Source organism: Sphingobium cupriresistens (genome assembly GCF_004152865.1).
In the GTDB taxonomy this organism is placed as follows: Bacteria; Pseudomonadota; Alphaproteobacteria; order Sphingomonadales; family Sphingomonadaceae; genus Sphingobium; species Sphingobium cupriresistens.
The window spans coordinates 66,683-82,492 of sequence record NZ_SEOO01000020.1 but is presented as its reverse complement, the minus strand read 5'-3'; the positions used below and the strand labels follow the sequence as shown (position 1 = coordinate 82,492).

At 65.5% G+C, this 15,810-nt stretch carries 15 protein-coding genes and 1 pseudogene; 9 read left to right on the top strand and 7 right to left on the bottom strand.

Going from position 1 to position 15,810, the window contains the following annotated elements; genetic code table 11:
* Positions 1-229 (bottom strand): annotated as a pseudogene (locus EWH12_RS13200) (DUF4198 domain-containing protein); the annotation flags it as partial.
* 166 nt (positions 230-395) lie between these two features.
* Positions 396-1,814 carry an aldehyde dehydrogenase family protein gene (locus tag EWH12_RS13195; RefSeq protein WP_129926880.1) on the bottom strand — a complete coding sequence of 473 codons (1,419 nt, stop codon included), beginning with the start codon at positions 1,812-1,814 and terminating at the stop codon, positions 396-398.
* A gap of 132 nt (positions 1,815-1,946) precedes the next feature.
* Between EWH12_RS13195 and EWH12_RS13190 the strand changes: the two genes are divergently transcribed.
* Entirely contained in the window at positions 1,947-2,393 is a 447-nt protein-coding gene (locus EWH12_RS13190; RefSeq protein WP_066609221.1) for a MarR family winged helix-turn-helix transcriptional regulator, read from the top strand.
* Between the two features lie 121 nt (positions 2,394-2,514).
* The gene (locus EWH12_RS13185) at positions 2,515-4,644 is read left to right on the top strand and encodes an acetate--CoA ligase family protein (protein WP_129926884.1); all 2,130 of its coding nucleotides are present in this window, start codon (positions 2,515-2,517) and stop codon (positions 4,642-4,644) included.
* Positions 4,645-4,730: 86 nt separating this feature from the next.
* Here EWH12_RS13185 and EWH12_RS13180 read toward each other — a convergent pair whose 3' ends face one another.
* From EWH12_RS13180 to EWH12_RS13170, 3 genes are read right to left on the bottom strand one after another with little or no spacing between them, the layout of a single operon-like run.
* Entirely contained in the window at positions 4,731-5,234 is a 504-nt protein-coding gene (locus EWH12_RS13180) for a DUF3237 domain-containing protein (RefSeq protein WP_129926879.1), read from the bottom strand.
* Between the two features lie 16 nt (positions 5,235-5,250).
* Positions 5,251-6,000, bottom strand: a complete 750-nt coding sequence (locus tag EWH12_RS13175) for an SDR family oxidoreductase (RefSeq protein WP_129926878.1) — start codon at positions 5,998-6,000, stop codon at positions 5,251-5,253.
* Between the two features lie 14 nt (positions 6,001-6,014).
* Positions 6,015-6,404 carry a nuclear transport factor 2 family protein gene (locus EWH12_RS13170; RefSeq protein WP_066609147.1) on the bottom strand — a complete coding sequence of 130 codons (390 nt, stop codon included), beginning with the start codon at positions 6,402-6,404 and terminating at the stop codon, positions 6,015-6,017.
* 122 nt (positions 6,405-6,526) lie between these two features.
* On the opposite strand from EWH12_RS13170, the gene EWH12_RS13165 reads away from it, so the two are divergent.
* On the top strand, positions 6,527-6,922 hold the full coding sequence (locus tag EWH12_RS13165) for a nuclear transport factor 2 family protein (protein WP_066609148.1): 396 nt from the start codon (positions 6,527-6,529) through the stop codon (positions 6,920-6,922).
* A 61-nt stretch (positions 6,923-6,983) separates the two neighbouring features.
* Complete coding sequence (locus tag EWH12_RS13160) at positions 6,984-7,544, top strand: MarR family winged helix-turn-helix transcriptional regulator (RefSeq protein ID WP_242496053.1); 561 nt, start codon at positions 6,984-6,986, stop codon at positions 7,542-7,544.
* 4 nt (positions 7,545-7,548) lie between these two features.
* On the opposite strand, the gene EWH12_RS13155 is transcribed toward EWH12_RS13160, so the two are convergent.
* Positions 7,549-8,436, bottom strand: a complete 888-nt coding sequence (locus EWH12_RS13155) for a LysR family transcriptional regulator (protein ID WP_129926876.1) — start codon at positions 8,434-8,436, stop codon at positions 7,549-7,551.
* A gap of 165 nt (positions 8,437-8,601) precedes the next feature.
* On the opposite strand from EWH12_RS13155, the gene EWH12_RS13150 reads away from it, so the two are divergent.
* Positions 8,602-9,714, top strand: a complete 1,113-nt coding sequence (locus EWH12_RS13150; RefSeq protein WP_066609151.1) for an S-(hydroxymethyl)glutathione dehydrogenase/class III alcohol dehydrogenase — start codon at positions 8,602-8,604, stop codon at positions 9,712-9,714.
* On the top strand, positions 9,714-10,562 hold the full coding sequence (gene fghA, locus EWH12_RS13145) for an S-formylglutathione hydrolase (RefSeq protein WP_129926875.1): 849 nt from the start codon (positions 9,714-9,716) through the stop codon (positions 10,560-10,562). Before EWH12_RS13150 ends, fghA begins: the two co-directional genes overlap by 1 nt.
* Positions 10,563-10,780: 218 nt before the next feature.
* On the opposite strand, the gene EWH12_RS13140 is transcribed toward fghA, so the two are convergent.
* A complete protein-coding gene (locus EWH12_RS13140; RefSeq protein ID WP_129926874.1) occupies positions 10,781-11,992 on the bottom strand; it encodes a multidrug effflux MFS transporter in 1,212 nt (403 codons plus the stop codon).
* A gap of 157 nt (positions 11,993-12,149) precedes the next feature.
* Here EWH12_RS13140 and EWH12_RS13135 point away from each other — a divergent pair, with 157 nt between their 5' ends.
* The 3 genes from EWH12_RS13135 (at position 12,150) to desA (ending at position 15,737) form a co-directional block, all read left to right on the top strand.
* Entirely contained in the window at positions 12,150-13,490 is a 1,341-nt protein-coding gene (locus tag EWH12_RS13135) for an MFS transporter (protein WP_129926873.1), read from the top strand.
* 75 nt (positions 13,491-13,565) lie between these two features.
* A complete protein-coding gene (locus EWH12_RS13130) occupies positions 13,566-14,336 on the top strand; it encodes an alpha/beta fold hydrolase (protein WP_129926872.1) in 771 nt (256 codons plus the stop codon).
* Positions 14,337-15,737 (top strand): syringate O-demethylase, encoded by a 1,401-nt coding sequence (desA, locus tag EWH12_RS13125; protein ID WP_066609156.1) that lies wholly within the window; start codon positions 14,337-14,339, stop codon positions 15,735-15,737.
* The last annotated feature ends 73 nt before the right edge of the window (positions 15,738-15,810 follow it).

Sequence of the window (15,810 nt, the reverse complement as noted above, 5' to 3'; positions counted from 1 at the left end):
CGGCGCGAAGAGAGGTGGCCACCGGCGCCCAGTCGCTGTCATAGCCGGTGACGGTCTTGACCAGCGGCAGCCGCTTGACCGCGTCCAGATCGTCCGCGCCCACGCCATAGATCAGCGCCAACTGGCGCGCCCGCTGCGCGAACCAGATGCCATGGGCGCTGGCGGGCATGGCCATGGCGGCGAGGGTGACGGCGCCGACGGCCGCGGTGGCGAAGCGGGAAAAGGCCAAGTGCGAACTCCTCGATCGGGGGGTGGTCCCTTGGGATCGAGGCTATGATGACCGCACGATGGAATGTTCCGAATATGCCGAATGACTAGGTGGAAAATCTCAAAAAGAGAGGGTCGAAGACGCATTATGCGTCGTCGACCCTCTTCGGGTTACAATGGGATGACGGTCAGGCGTCCTCCAATTCCACGATGTTGACGATATGCGCCTGGGTATATTCCAGCAGCCCCGCTTCGCCCAGCTCGCCGCCCAGCCCGGACTGCTTCACCCCGCGGAAGGGGATGTTGGCGTCGATCGCCAGATGCTGGTTCACCCACACCGTGCCGGTGTCGATCTGCATCGCGATCGCCGTCGCGCGCGCCACATCCTTGCCCCACACCGTGCCTGCCAGGCCATAATCGCTGTCGTTGGCGCGGGCGATGACATCGGCGATATCGTCATATTTCATGACCGGCAGCACCGGGCCGAACTGCTCTTCCTGCACCAGCGGCGCGTCTTCGGGCAGGTCGCGCACGATGGTGGGCGCGATGAAATAGCCCGGCCGGTCCATCGGCTCACCGCCCGCCAGCACCGTGCCGCGCGTCTTGGCGTCGGCAATCAGGGCGCTGACCTTGTCATATTGCATCTTGTTCTGCACCGGGCCGATGGTCGTGCCCTGCTTGGCGCCATCGTCGACGATCGCCTCGTTCGCCAGCTTCGCCAGCTCGTCGCAGAAATCGTCATACAGCGCGCTGGGGACATAGGCGCGCTTCACTGCGACGCAAATCTGCCCGGCATTGGTCATCGCGCCCTGATAGACCTTCTTGGCCACCTGCCGCGCGTCGACATCGTCCAGCACGATCGCCGCATCATTGCCGCCCAGTTCCAGCGTCACCCGCTTCACGGTTCCGGCGGAGGAGGCCATCACCTTCTTGCCGGTCGCGGTCGATCCGGTGAAGGCGACCTTGGCGATATCCTTGTGCCCGGTCATCAGCGGCCCCAGTTCATTCTGGTCGCAGACGATGTTCAGCACGCCCGCCGGCAGGATCGCCTGCGCCAGCTCGCCGAACAACAGGGTGGTCAGCGGCGTCGTCGGCGCGGGCTTGGCGACCATCGTGTTGCCGGTGACCAATGCCGGCCCCAGCTTGTTCATCAGCAGGATCAGCGGAAAATTCCACGGCGTGATGGACGCGACCACGCCCAGCGGCGTGCGATGCTCGATCACCTTGTTGCCGCCCTCGTCCTTCAATGTCTTGGGTTCCACCCGCATCGCGGCGAAGGCGCGCAGGGTGAAGACGCTGCCCATGATCTCGTAACCGGCCTGGTCCAGCGGCTTGCCCTGTTCGGCGGTCAGCAGGCTGGCGAATTCGCCGATCCGCGCTTCCAGCGCATCGGCCAGTTTCAGGACCAGCGCGGCGCGCTCCTCCACCGGCGTTGCCGCCCAGCCGGGCTGCGCGCGCTTGGCCGCCGCGATCGCGCGTTCCAGCAGCGCCTCGTCGGCATTGGGACAGGCGGCGAACGATTCTGCCGTCGCCGGGTTCACCACGTCGAACGTGCTGGCGCCCGGCGTCAGTTCGCCGTCGATCAGCATCCGAAATTCACGATCCATGAGTCGCTCTCCTTATATAGGCTGTCGCAGGCCGATCCGGACGGACACTTGGCTATCGCTTTCCGCAGCGGCTGGCTATATCCTGTATATGTGCGCCTGGGATACAATTTTGGCAAGAGGGTATCGAAACAGATGAAACAGGGGGCCGATCTCCAGACGCTCGTCGGCTATCGCGTGCAGCGTGCCAATTTGCTGATGGAAACCGACGCGCGCGCCGCGCTGTCGGATTTCGACCTGTCGCCGGCGAAGATGACTGCGCTCATCCTGATCCGCGACAATCCCGGCTGCGATCAGACCGCGCTGGGTCGCGCGCTCAGCATCAATCGGTCGAGCGCGATGAAGCTGGTCAACATCCTGGCCGACAAGGGCTTCGTGGAGCGGCGGCCGGGCCGCGACTTGCGCACCAACGCCCTGGCCCTGCTGCCCGAAGGCGCGCGCCAGCTCGAAAAGATGGTGGCTGCGGTCCGCCGGTCCGACGCGCGCATGACGCAGCGGCTGAGCGCTGATGAACTGGCGACGCTGCACGACCTGCTGGCCCGGATCGGGCCTGCGACGGGCCTATCGGATGACGAGGGCTGAACAACATGGGCTTGCGCAAAATGTATCATAGGCGCACAATCTGCGCGAACGAGGCGGCCGATTCGACCCGATAGCGCCGCGCGAAACGGGGAGATGGATGCGCGTGACCGAAGCTGTTTGCATGGATGAAACGGAAATCCTGGGTCACGGCCTGCTCTCCGCTTCGCTGGATTGCCTGCTGCGTCCCCGCTCGGTCGCGATCGTCGGCGCCTCGGACAAGCCCGGCGCGCTGGGCGCATCGGTATTGGCCAACCTCGTGCGGCAGGGTTTTGACGGAGACATCCATCTGGTCAATCCCAAGCGCACGGAGATTGGCGGGCGGCCCTGCGTCGCGTCGGTCGATGACCTGCCGGAAGGTGTCCATGTCGCTGTTCTCGCCATCCCGCGCGCCGGCGTGCTGGACGCCATTCGCGGCCTTGCGCGCAAGGGCGTCGGCGCCGCCGTCATCTTCTCCGCCGGCTTTGCCGAAGATGGTCCGCAAGGGCTGGCCGACCAGCAGGAAATCGCCCGCATCGCCCGCGAAAGCGGCATGGTGGTGGAGGGGCCGAATTGCCTCGGCCTCGTCAATTTCCGCGACAATGTCTCGCTGACCTTCATCGAAATGCCGGAGGCGAAGGCGCAGGGCGATCGCCGCGTCGGTATCGTCTCGCAATCGGGCGCGATGGCGGCCGTGCTGGCGACGACCATGATCCATCGCGACGTGCCCTTGAACTGCTACATCTCCACCGGCAATGAAGCGGCGAGCGGGATCGAGGATTATCTCGCCTATCTGGTCGACCAGCGCGACACCGCCGTCATTGCGCTCATCGCCGAACATGTGCGCGACCCGGCCCGCTTCCTCGCCGCCGCCCGCGCGGCGCGCGACGCGGGCAAATCGGTCGTGCTGCTTCATCCTGGCCGCAGCGCGGCAGGGGCGGAAAGCGCCGCCACCCACACCGGCGCGATGGCGGGCGACCATGCGGTCATGACCGTCCATGTCCAGCGCGCGGGCGTGATTCTCGCGGACTCGCTGGAGGAACTGGGCGACATCGTCGAAATCCTCGCCCGCTCGCCCGACGCCGGGATCGGCGGGACCGGCGTCATCGCCGAATCCGGCGCGTTCAAGGCGATGATGCTCGACCTTGCCGAAGCGGTCGGCCTCGACCTGCCGAAACTCACCGACGCCGACAGCCCGGCGCTGCGCGCGGCGCTGCCCGATTTCGTCCCCGTCACCAACCCGATGGACATCACCGCCCAGGGGCTGGTCGATCCCGGCCTCTACGGCCGCACGCTCGCCGCGCTGGCGCAGGACGACCGGATCGGCACGATCCTCCTCACCCTGATCCAGACCGACACCGGCACCTCGCACATCAAGTTCAAGGCGGTGCTCGACGCGCTTGAAGCGATCGGCGAAACCAAGCCGGTCATCGTCGGCGGCGTCGATGAAGGCGGCGGCGTCTTCGCCGACGATCTCGCCGCGCTGCGGGCGGCCGGCGTCACCTATCTGCCCACCGCCGAACGCACGCTGCGCGCGCTTGCCCGCATCGCCGCCCATCGTCAGCGCGACGAGCAGGTGGCCCCGCTCGCCGCCGATCCGATCGCCGATCTGGCGCAGGTCGGCAGCACCATCCCCGAACATCGGTCGAAGGCCATCATGGGCGCGCAGGGCATCGCCTTCCCCGCCTTCGAATTGGCCCAGAGCGCGGCCGAAGCCGTCGCCGCCGCCGATCGCCTCGGCTATCCGGTGGTCTTGAAGGCCCAGTCCCCCGAACTGCCGCACAAGAGCGATGCCGGCGGCGTCATCATCAACCTGGCCGACCCGCAAGCCGTGGCGGCCGGCTGGGACCGGCTGATGGCCAATCTCGCCGCCTCGCGCCCTGGCCTCGAACTCGACGGCGTGCTGGTGGAGGGGATGGCGGCCAAGGGCGTCGAACTGATCGTGGGCGCGCGCAACGATCCGCATTGGGGGCCGACCATCCTCGTCGGCTTCGGCGGCGTCGCGGCCGAATTGCTGCACGATGTCTGCCTGCTCCCGCCCGACCTGACCCGCGACGCGATCATCGCGCAGATCCGCACGCTGCGCATGGCGCCCTTGCTCGACGGCTTCCGTGGCGCCCCGGCGATGGACATCGGCGCGGTCGCCGATATCGTCCAGCGCCTGGGCCAGATGGTCGCCGCCACGCCGGCCATTCGCGAAGTCGATCTCAACCCGGTGATCGTCTATCCGGCGGGGCAGGGCGCCATCGCCCTGGACGCGCTGATTTCCCTATAATCCCCTCCGTTCGTTTCGAGCGAAGTCGAGAAACGAGAAGCGCCACGTCAGCCGCTTCTCGACACGCGCGAAGCGAACGGGGTTTGTTACGTCAGCGCATAATAGCGCAGCACATTCCCGTCCGCGCGCCGCTCGCCCACGCCAATGAACACATGCTTGGTCAGCCAGTCATGCTTGCCGACCGGGCATTCGAAACTGGGATTGCCGCGCAGATAATAATCCTGCTGCTCCACCGGCTCGCCGTCACCGAACGCCCAGTCGCGCAACCGCGCCATCGTGTCGGGCTTGCGCCCCCAAAGGAAACCCCGATTGTTGAGCAGGATCAACGTGCCATCCTCTTCCTCCAGCATGTAGCGGGCGTCGAACACAGCGACGTCGTCGGGCCGGAAATAGGCATAGTCGCCGCCCGACCCCGGCACCGCCTTGCCCCTGATCCGCGGTCCCTCGAACGTCCCGCCATCGACATAGACGGCGCTGCGATTGCCGCCCATCGGCGTATTCACGATGGTCTGAACCCGCGGAAATTGCAGCCGCACCTCCATCGCGAATTCCAGACGCGGATTGTCCAGCGTCGAAAACAGATTTTCCATCAACCCAACTCCCCAATCACCCTAATTCCAGCGTCCCGCCGTCCACGAACAGATTGGCGGCGGTGATAAAACTGGCTTCCTCCGAAGCCAAGAACAGAACGGCACGCGCGACTTCCTCCGCCCGGCCCATGCGCTGCATCGGCACCGCCGCGATCATCGCCTCGCGCATGGCCTCCACATCGGCCTCGCTCATGCCCGGATTGCGGTGCAGCAGCGGCGTTTCGATCGGACCGGGGCTGACCAGGTTGACGCGAATACCTTCACCCACCAGTTCGCCCGCAATGACCTTGAGCGCCGCATACAGCCCGCCCTTGGCCGCTGCATAGGCGGTGTTGCCCGGTACGAAGGCATGGCCGCCGATCGATCCCGTCGCCACGACCGACCCGCCCCGGTCCATCAGCCGCAACGCCTTCTGGATGGCGAACACGCAGCCGCGCAGGTTGACGCCATGGACATGGTCCCAGTCGTCGGGCGTCAGGTCGCGGAAAGGCGCGAAGCCGCCCACGCCGGCATTGACGAACAGCGTATCGATCCGCCCGTCCTGCGCCGCGATGTCGCCGATCACCGCCTCCATCGCGTCCAGATCGGCGATGTCCGCGCGATACCCCCTTGCGCCGGCGATCCCGGCCACCGCCGCATCGATCGTCGCCTGGTCGCGCCCGCTGATCCGCACCGTCGCGCCTTCCGCCGCGAAGGCCTGCGCGCTCGCCAGGCCGATGCCGCTATTGCCGCCCACGACCAGCACGATCTTGTCCTTGAATCGCATCGCTGCCTCCCGGCTCAAAAGGGGGAATGGGGATTGGGGCTGTCGGCCGGCACATCCTGCACCACGTCCCAATGCTCGACGATCCTGTCGCCTTCGATGCGGAAGATATCCATCACTGCAAAGCCGGTATCGCCTGCCCACCGCCGCACATGATAATGAACGACCACATGGTCGCCATCGGCAAAGCGCCGTTTGATATCATGCACCGCATCGGGATTCTCCGCGCGCACCTTGCGCAGAAAGGCTTTCAGCGGTTCCAGCCCGGTATCGACCCACTGGTTATGCTGGATATAGTCCGCCGCGATGAAGCGGTCGGCGGCGTCGCCGTCCATCGGGATCAGCACATGGTCGAACATAGCCTGCACCAGATCCAGGTTGCGCTGTTCCTGCGCACTATAGCTCATCACCCTCTCCCTGCATTTTTCGCTGGCGTCGATCCGCCCTTTGCCCTTACGATAACGATCGTTATTAAAAGGGCAAGCGGGCAGGGGAAAAATCCCGCCCCTTCGGACAAGGGGAGAGGGCGATGGAACGCGCCGATTACGATCGCTATGCGCAGGCGTTCAACGACCGGGACTATGACACGGTGTTCGATTTCTACGCGCCGGGCGCCAGCATCCGCTTCTTCGGGGTGGACCTCGGCACCCGCGAAGCGTTCAAGCGCTTCTACGGTTTCCTCCACGCCCATGTCATCGAAACGCTCACGATCGAGCGTTTCGCGTCCAGCGCCGACCTGGTTGCGCTCGAAGGGATCATCCGGGTCGAAGGCGTCAAGGATCTCGACGCCGCTGCGCTGGCGGCGCAGGGGCTCGACCAGTTCGCCCCGATCGCGAAGGGCCAGGTCCAGGAAATGCGCCAATATATCCATTATCGTGTCGCCGACGGCAAATTCACCAGCGTCGGCTGCGCGATTGTCGGCTGAGTGACCTGCCGCACCACGCATGGCTTGACTTCACCACCGCCAGATGTCCTATCGGAAGACCATGTCGAACAGCAGCCCGCTCCGGAAACCGTCCGCGTCCTCCAAGTCGCCGCGGCCGCGCGCGGCCGAAGCCAGCCCGGCCGATACGCTGCATCGCGTCCTGCGGCTGGCGAACAAGCTGATGGCGCCTTTCTCCACTTATCTGGAACATCGCTACAAGATCAGCCTCAATGAATTTCGCCTGCTGATGCTGATCGGGCGCCACCCCAATTCGGCGAGCCATGAGCTGGCCGAAATGACCGGCGTCAATCCGATGAGCGTCTCCCGCGCGGTCGCCGCGCTGCAAAAGCATGGCCGCATCGCGGTCGAGCGCGATCCCGGCAACAAGCGGCGCAAGACGCTCATCCTGACCGACGAGGGGCAGCGCCTCTACGGCCTGATGCGCCCGCAGACGGACAAGGTGGCGACCTATCTCGTCTCGGCGCTGGCAGGGCAGGAGGTCGACATGCTCAACCAGTATCTCGACACGCTGGTCGACACGCTCGAAGCCACCGATGACAGCGGCAACAGCCGGTTTCTCGAATTCACCCGGCCCGACGGCGACGACGAGTCGACGGCCTGAGCGTTCAGGCCTGCCGCGCCAGCGCGGCGGGCAGCTCGGCCCGCAACAGGTCCAGCAGCCCGCTGATCTTGGGCAGCAGATGGCGACGCTGCGGATAGACCGCCCAGATCGGTTCGTCATCGGGCCGGAAATCGTCCAGCACTTCTTCCAGCGCGCCCGATGCGATGTGGGGCAGCAGGTAGAATTCGGGCAACTGGCATACCCCCATGCCCGCAATCGCGGCCTCCGCCACCGCGCCGCCGCTGTTGCAGCGCCACCGCCCCTTGGGCCGGATGCTCTCCGCCCGCCCGCCCCGCTCGAACCGCCACAGCGGCGACGTGCCGACCAGGCATTCGTGCCGCGACAGGTCGCCGGGCTTGGCGGGACGTCCATGCCGGTCGAGATAGGCGGGCGCGGCGCAGGTATGGAGCCGCCGCGAGGCGATCCGGGTGCCGATCAGCCGCGATTCCGCCAGCTGCCCGGTGCGGATGGCCAGGTCATAGCCTTCGCCGACCAGGTCGACCAGCCGGTTGGTCAGGTCGATGCTGATCCGCAACTTGGCATGGCTGGACGCATAGCGCCGCACGATCGGCGCGATGAAGCGCTCGCCCATGGCGGTGGAGCAGGTGATGCGGATGTCCCCCTGCGGCTCGCCGCCCTCGCTGATCATCGCGATCGCCTCGTCCCGCTCGGCGACGATCCGGCTGCAATGGTCGAAGAAGACCCGGCCCGTATCGGTCAGCCGCACCGTCCGGGTTGTGCGGTGGAACAAAGGCGCCTGCACCCGCGCCTCCAGCGCGGCAATGGCGCGGCTCATATGGGTGGTCGACAGGCCCAGCGCCTCGGCGCCCGCCTTGAAACTGCCTGCGGCTGCGATCGCGACGAACTCGTCTATGCCTTCCCAGCGGTGCATATTGTCCCACTTCAGAAATAATGAATCCCGCAAATGCTTTCTTATCGCGCAGACGGGATATTGCTAGAGCGGGCGACACCACCGCCGCGCGGCGCGGGCTTGCACATGCCCCCGCCGATCCGGCACAGGATTTTCCGATTATCGGACCAATTCGGGAGTAGACCCATGAAGACCCGCGCCGCCGTCGCCTTCGAAGCCAGGAAACCGCTGGAGATCGTCGAACTCGACCTGGAAGGCCCCAAGGCGGGCGAGGTTCTGGTGGAGATCATGGCGACGGGCATCTGCCATACCGACGCCTATACGCTCGACGGGCTGGACAGCGAGGGCATCTTCCCCTCGGTCCTGGGCCATGAGGGCGCGGGCATCGTGCGCGAAGTCGGCCCCGGCGTCACCTCGGTCAAGCCGGGCGACCATGTCATCCCGCTCTACACCCCCGAATGCCGCCAGTGCAAAAGCTGCCTGTCGGGCAAGACCAACCTGTGCACCGCGATCCGCGCGACCCAGGGCAAGGGGCTTATGCCCGACGGCACGACCCGCTTTTCCTACAAGGGCCAGCCGATATTCCATTATATGGGCTGCTCGACCTTCTCCAATTTCACCGTCCTGCCTGAAATCGCGGTGGCGAAGATTCGCGAGGACGCGCCCTTCCAGTCGAGCTGCTATATCGGCTGCGGCGTGACCACGGGCGTGGGCGCGGTCATCAACACGGCCAAGGTGCAGGTGGGCGACAATGTCGTCATCTTCGGCCTGGGCGGCATCGGCCTCAACGTGATCCAGGGCGCACGCCTGGCCGGCGCGAACAGGATCATCGGCGTCGACATCAATCCTGATCGGGAGGAATGGGGCCGCAAGTTCGGCATGACCGACTTCCTCAACTCCAGGGGCCTGTCGCGCGAGGACACGGTGGCGAAGATCGTCGAGATGACCGACGGCGGCGCCGACTATACGTTCGACGCGACCGGCAATACCGACGTCATGCGCACCGCGCTGGAAGCCTGCCATCGCGGCTGGGGGACGTCGATCATCATCGGCGTGGCCGAAGCGGGCAAGGAGATCGCGACCCGTCCCTTCCAGCTCGTCACCGGCCGCAACTGGCGCGGCACCGCCTTCGGCGGCGCCAAGGGCCGGACCGACGTGCCCAAGATCGTCGACATGTACATGACCGGCAAGATCGAGATCGACCCGATGATCACCCACGTCATGGGCCTGGAGGAAATCAACACCGCCTTCGACCTGATGCACGCGGGCAAGAGCATCCGTTCGGTCGTCGTCTACTGATGGAGACGGTCAGCACCAATCGCGCCTTTGGCGGCGTGCAGGGCGTGTATAGGCACGCCTCCACGGCCACAGGCACGGACATGACCTTCTCGGTCTATGTGCCCCCGCATGAGCCGGGCGCGAAACTGCCGATCGTCTGGTATCTGTCGGGGCTGACCTGCACCCACGCCAATGTGACGGACAAGGGCGAATATCGCCGTCTTTGCGCCGAACTGGGCCTCATCTTCATCGCGCCCGACACGTCGCCCCGCGGTGAGCGCGTGCCCGACGATCCCGATGGCGCTTATGATTTCGGCCTGGGCGCGGGCTTCTATGTCGATGCGACGCAGCAGCCCTTCGCGCAGCATTACCGCATGTGGTCCTATGTGACGGAGGAATTGCCTGCGCTGATCGCCGCTGAATTTCCCGCCGCCGACATGGCTCGCCAGTCGATCATGGGCCATTCGATGGGCGGCCATGGGGCGCTCACCATCGGCCTCACCTTCCCCGATCGGTACAAGGCCGTCTCTGCCTTCGCGCCGATCGTCGCGCCCTCACAGGTGCCCTGGGGGCACAAGGCGCTGGGCGGCTATCTGGGAGACGATCGCGCTGCCTGGCGCAAACATGACGCCGTCGCCCTGATCGAGGATGGCGCGCGTGTCGCCGACCTGCTGGTGGATCAGGGCGACGCCGACACTTTCCTCGCCGAACAGCTCAAGCCACATCTGCTCGAACGGGCCTGCGCGGCGGCCGGCATCCCGCTGACGCTGCGCCTGCAACCGGGCTATGACCATAGCTATTATACCATCTCGACCTTCATGGGCGATCACCTGCGCTGGCACGCCGAGCGGCTGATGCGGAACGGATAGACACTAGCATTACGTGTTCCCGCCTGTGTGAGAACACGCCATGGACTATTGGAGCCTGATGACTGAGGGTCTAACCAAACCCGTTCGTGCTGAGTAGAGACTGAGCTTGTCGAAGGCTCGTATCGAAGCATCGGCCCCCGGCGCGCATCCTTCGATACGCCACTTCGACTTCGTTCAGTGGCTACTCAGGACGAACGGATTGCGGTAAAGCGAGCGCCCTAAATGCCCCGCCGCTCACCCAGCGCCAGCATCACCACCGCCATCAGCGTGAAGCTGCCGCCCAGCAAGCCAGCCAGCGGCAGTACGGTCATCGACGGCAGCAGCGACACTGCGCCGCTCGCCAGCGCGGTGATCGCCAGTTGCAGCGTGCCGAGCAGCCCGGTTGCTGAGCCCGCTCCGCCGCCTGCGGCGTCCAGCGCCGAAATGGCGGCCGGGGTCAGGATCAGCCCCGCCAGCGCAAACAGCAGCATCGCATAGAACTGGAACGCGCCGATCGAGACAGCGAGCGCGACAGTTGTAAGCGCCAGCAGCGCCGTCGCCACGATCGCGATCGCCGCCGCGATCGACACCAGTCGCCGCCCGCCCAGCCGCCGCATCAGCGCCGGCGCGAATTGGGTCGCGATGATCGACGTCGCGGCATTGAGCGCCAGCAACAGGCTGTAATGATGCGCGGTGAGGCCGAAGCCCTGCGTATAGAGAAAAGGGGCGGCGGTGACGAAGGCGAAGGGAATGGTGGTCGCCAGCCCCGCCACCATCGTCCAGCCCAGAAAGGCCGGCGCGGTCAACAACCGGCGATAGCTTTCCAGCATCGGCAATTGATGCAACCGCCGTTCGGGTGGCAGCGATTCCGGCAGGAAGAGGAGGACGGCGACCAGCGCGATCACCCCGCCGCCCGCCAGCAACGCGAACAGCCCGCGCCACGCCATGATCTGCAACAGGTAACTGCCCGCCAGCGGTGCCAGCACCGGCGATATGCCGATGATCAGGAAAGTGAAGGCCATGAGTTGCGCGGCGCGATGCCCGCTATGCCGGTCGCGGATCATTGCGCGCACGCTCGCCGTGCCCGCACATGCGCCCATCCCCTGCAGGAAACGGCAGGCGACCAACATGGGCAGGCTGGTCGCCAGCGCGCAGGCGATGGATGCGATCGCAAACAGTGCCAGCCCGCCGATCAACGGCCGCCGCCGTCCATATCGGTCGCCCAATGTGCCCAGCGGTATCTGCGCCAGCGCCAGCCCCAGGAAGAAAGCGGACAGCGTGCGCTGCACCGCGCCGCTGTCCGCCGCCATCGCGCGCGCCATCCCCGGCATGGCGGGAAGGTACAGGTCGATGGCGAAGGGGCCGAGCGAAGACAGGAAGCCGAAGGCGATGCCCAGCAACAGGCTCGGCTCACTGTCTGTCCGGCCGGCCGGGGTGGTGGCGTGCGGCATCGTCTGGTCTGTCCTCTCCGTAATTAATAACGATCGTTATATTTGTTTGCGGCTTTCCACAAGCATTTGCGTCGCCGCGGGCCGGGCGCCTTTCGATTTGCATAATGTGTCATCAGCATACAATGTGCGCGGCATAAGATAGAGAGGAACGCCACCCATGGCCGTCACGTCGACTATAGCCCTGCCTGCCGATGATCCGCGCAGCATCCTGGCGGTCCAGCCGATGTGCCTGCCGCAGGTCGTAGCGATCGCCATCTGCTTCCTGCTCAATGCGCTCGACGGTTTCGACATATTGGCGGTCACCTTCGCCGCGCCCGGCATCGCGCGGCAATGGAGCATCGGTCCCGGCGCGATCGGCTTGGTCGTGTCGGCCGGGCTGGCCGGCATGGTCTTGGGTTCGCTGACGCTGGGCCAACTCGCCGATCGCATTGGCCGACGGCCGCAAATTCTCCTGTGCCTCGTCATCATGGTCAGCGGCATGTTCGCCTCGGCCTTCGCCCCCAATGTCGTGGTGCTATGCCTGCTGCGCGCTTTCACGGGCCTCGGCCTCGGCGCGGTGCTGGCGGCGGTCAACGCCGCATCGGCGGAATTCGCCAACCGCCGCCGCCGCGACCTGGCGGTCAGCATCATGGCGGCGGGCTATCCGGTCGGCGGCATCGTCGGCGGGTGGGGCGCGGCGCAATTATTGCAAAACCACGGCTGGGAATCGATCTTTTTCGCCGGCGCGGGCGCCACCGCGCTGATGGTGCCGCTCGTGCTGCTGTGCCTGCCCGAATCGGTCAGTTGGCTCGCCACCCGCCATGGCCCCGCCGCCCTGCCGCGCATCAACGCCATCCTGCGCCGCCTCGGCCAGCCACAGGCCGGGCAGGTCAGAATCGTGGACGAACCCAAGGCATCGATGGGTCAACTCTTCGTCGACCGTTACCGCGCCACCACCATCGCGCTCATCCTTATGTACGGCCTGCACATGATGACCTTTTACTATGCGTTGGGCTGGGCGCCCTCGCTGGTCGTCGCGCTGGGCTTCGACCCGTCGCGCGCGACGATCGTGTCGGTGTTCATGAACATGGGCGGCGCGATTGGCGGGTTGACGCTCGGCTTCCTCTCCCCGCGCCTGGGCCTGCGCCCGCTGGTGATCGTGGGACTGGCCGGAGCCGCTATCGCGGTCGCCGCCTTCGGCGCGGTCCCCGCCGCCATGCTGTGGCTCCAGGTGGCGGCCTTCATCCTGGGCTTCCTCGCCAACGGATCGGTGGTCGGCCTCTATGCGCTCATCGCCAATATCTATCCCACCACCTTGCGCGCGACCGGCACCGGCGCGGTGATCGGCTTTGGCCGCATGGGCGCCGCGCTCGGTCCGTTTATCGCCGGGCAATTGCTGGCCTTGGGGGCGGGCAGGGGCGCGACGTCGCTGCTGCTCGCGCTCGGCTCCGCCATCGCCGCGCTGGTCCTGCTGCTCTCCCGCCTCCGCCCGGCGGATGAGGAAACGCACCTGCCATAATAAGGATCATCGGCCTGTCCGCCGATGCATTTTCTCTCTGGTCCGCCCCAAGTTATTCGTGTAGATGAAATATTCATGGATGCGAAATCATCAGATCGCGATGTCGGCGCCCCCCTCCTGATCCTGCCTGGATTGCTGTGCGATTCCCGCATGTTTGGCGAAACGCTGGCTGTCTTCCCTGACAGCGTCGTGGTCGATGGTTTTTACGCTGGTCGCAACCGAATCGAAGCGATGGCCGATTATGCGATCGCCCATATGCCCGACCGCTGCGCCTTGCTGGGCCATTCAATGGGCGCGCGGATAGCATTGGAAGTGGTGCGCAAGGCGCCGCATCGCGTGGAACGGCTGGCGCTGGTCGACACTGGCGTCCATCCGGTCAGGCCCGGCGAGCGCGAAAGCCGCTACCGGCTGCGCGACATCGGCCGCGCGCAAGGGATGAGCGCCTTGGTCGGCGAATGGCTACCCCCAATGATGGGCTTCGCCGCCCTGCGCAACGAAGCCCTGATGGACGCGCTTTACGCCATGGCCGTCGCCGCCGGCCTGCCCACCTTCGAAGCGCAGATCGAAGCGCTGCTGCATCGCCCCTCGGTCGATGCGCTGCTGCCGACGATCACCTGCCCGACCGTCGCCATGGTCGGCCGCCAGGACCAATGGTCCCCGGTCGCCCAGCATATATCCATCGCCGCCGCTATCCCCCACGCGCAACTGCGCGTGGTCGAAGGGGCGGGCCATATGATGCCTGCCGAAGCGCCGCGGGCGTTCAACAGACAAGTGCGGGAATGGCTCGCCAAGCCGCCCGCGCCAGATTTTCGCACACTTCCAGATCAAGTCGAAGGAGAGGTTTGAATGACTGACAAGACCCTGCAACAGCTGCTCGATGAAAAGGGCGACATCGTCGAATTCCTGCGTAACCAGCAGGTTGGTCCCAACGTCTATCCGGGCGTTCCGGGCGAATATAGCAATTGGCGCGACGAACAGCGCAGCTGGGCGGAAAGCTCGGTTCTGTTCAACCAGAGCTTCCACATGGTCGACCTGCTCGTCACCGGCCCCGGCGCGTTCGACATGCTGTCCTACCTCGCCCCCAACAGCTTCAAGGGCTTCGTGCCGAACCGCGCCAAGCAGTTCGCCCCGGTCACGCCCGAAGGCTATGTGATCGGCGACGTCATCCTCTTCTATCTGGAAGAAGAAAAGTTCGAACTGGTCGGCCGCGCCCCCTCGATCGAGTGGGTCGAATATTGGGCGTCGACCGGCAAGTGGGACGTTAAGGTGGAACGCGACGAGCGCACCGCTGCCCGCCCGCTCGACAGTCAAGGCTATCGCCGCAACTATCGCTTCCAGTTGCAGGGGCCGAACGCCATGCCGGTGCTGGAAAAGGCGATGGGCCAGACCCCGCCGGACCTCAAATTCTTCCATATGGCGCCGATCAACATCGCCGGCGTTGAAGTGCGCGCGCTACGCCACGGCATGGCCGGCCAGCCGGGCTACGAGCTGTTTGGTCCCTGGAAGGATTATGACACTGTCCGCAACGCCCTGATCGAAGCGGGCAAGGATTATGGCCTGACGCTCTGCGGTGGACGCACCTATTCGTCCAACACGCTCGAATCGGGCTGGATTCCCTCGCCGCTGCCCGCCACCTACACCGGCGAAGGCTCGAAGGGCTTCCGCGAATGGATCGGCGAAAACAGCTATGAGGGCAAATGCTCGCTCGGCGGCAGCTTCGTCTCGGACAAGATCGAGGATTATTACCTCAATCCGTGGGAGCTGGGCTATGGCATCATGGTCAAGTTCGACCATGATTTCGTCGGCCGCGAAGCGTTGGAGAAGATCAAGGATCAGCCCCACCGTCAAAAGGTGACGCTGGCTCTGGACAACGAGGATATCGTCCGCGTCATGAGCTCGATGCTCCAGACCGGCGACAAGGCGAAGTTCCTCGAATTCCCCAGCGCCGTCTATTGTATGCACCCCTATGATGCGGTGCTCAAGGACGGGAAGACCGTCGGCCTGTCGACCTGGATCGGCTACACCATCAACGCCGGCCGCTTCCTGGCGCTGGCGATGGTCGATGCGGAATTCGCCGCGCCCGGCACCGAGGTGACTTTGCTGTGGGGCGAACCCAATGGCGGCACGAGCAAGCCGACCGTCGAGCCGCACGTCCAGACCGAAATCAAGGCGATCGTCTCCTCGGTGCCCTATTCGGAAGCCGCCCGCGACAACTACGCCGACGGCTGGCGCACCAAGGCCGCCTGATAAGCTCATCTCCTGAGCGGGAGGGGACGGGGGATGCCGAAAGGCGTCCCCCTTCACCACCCTGTCGCGATCA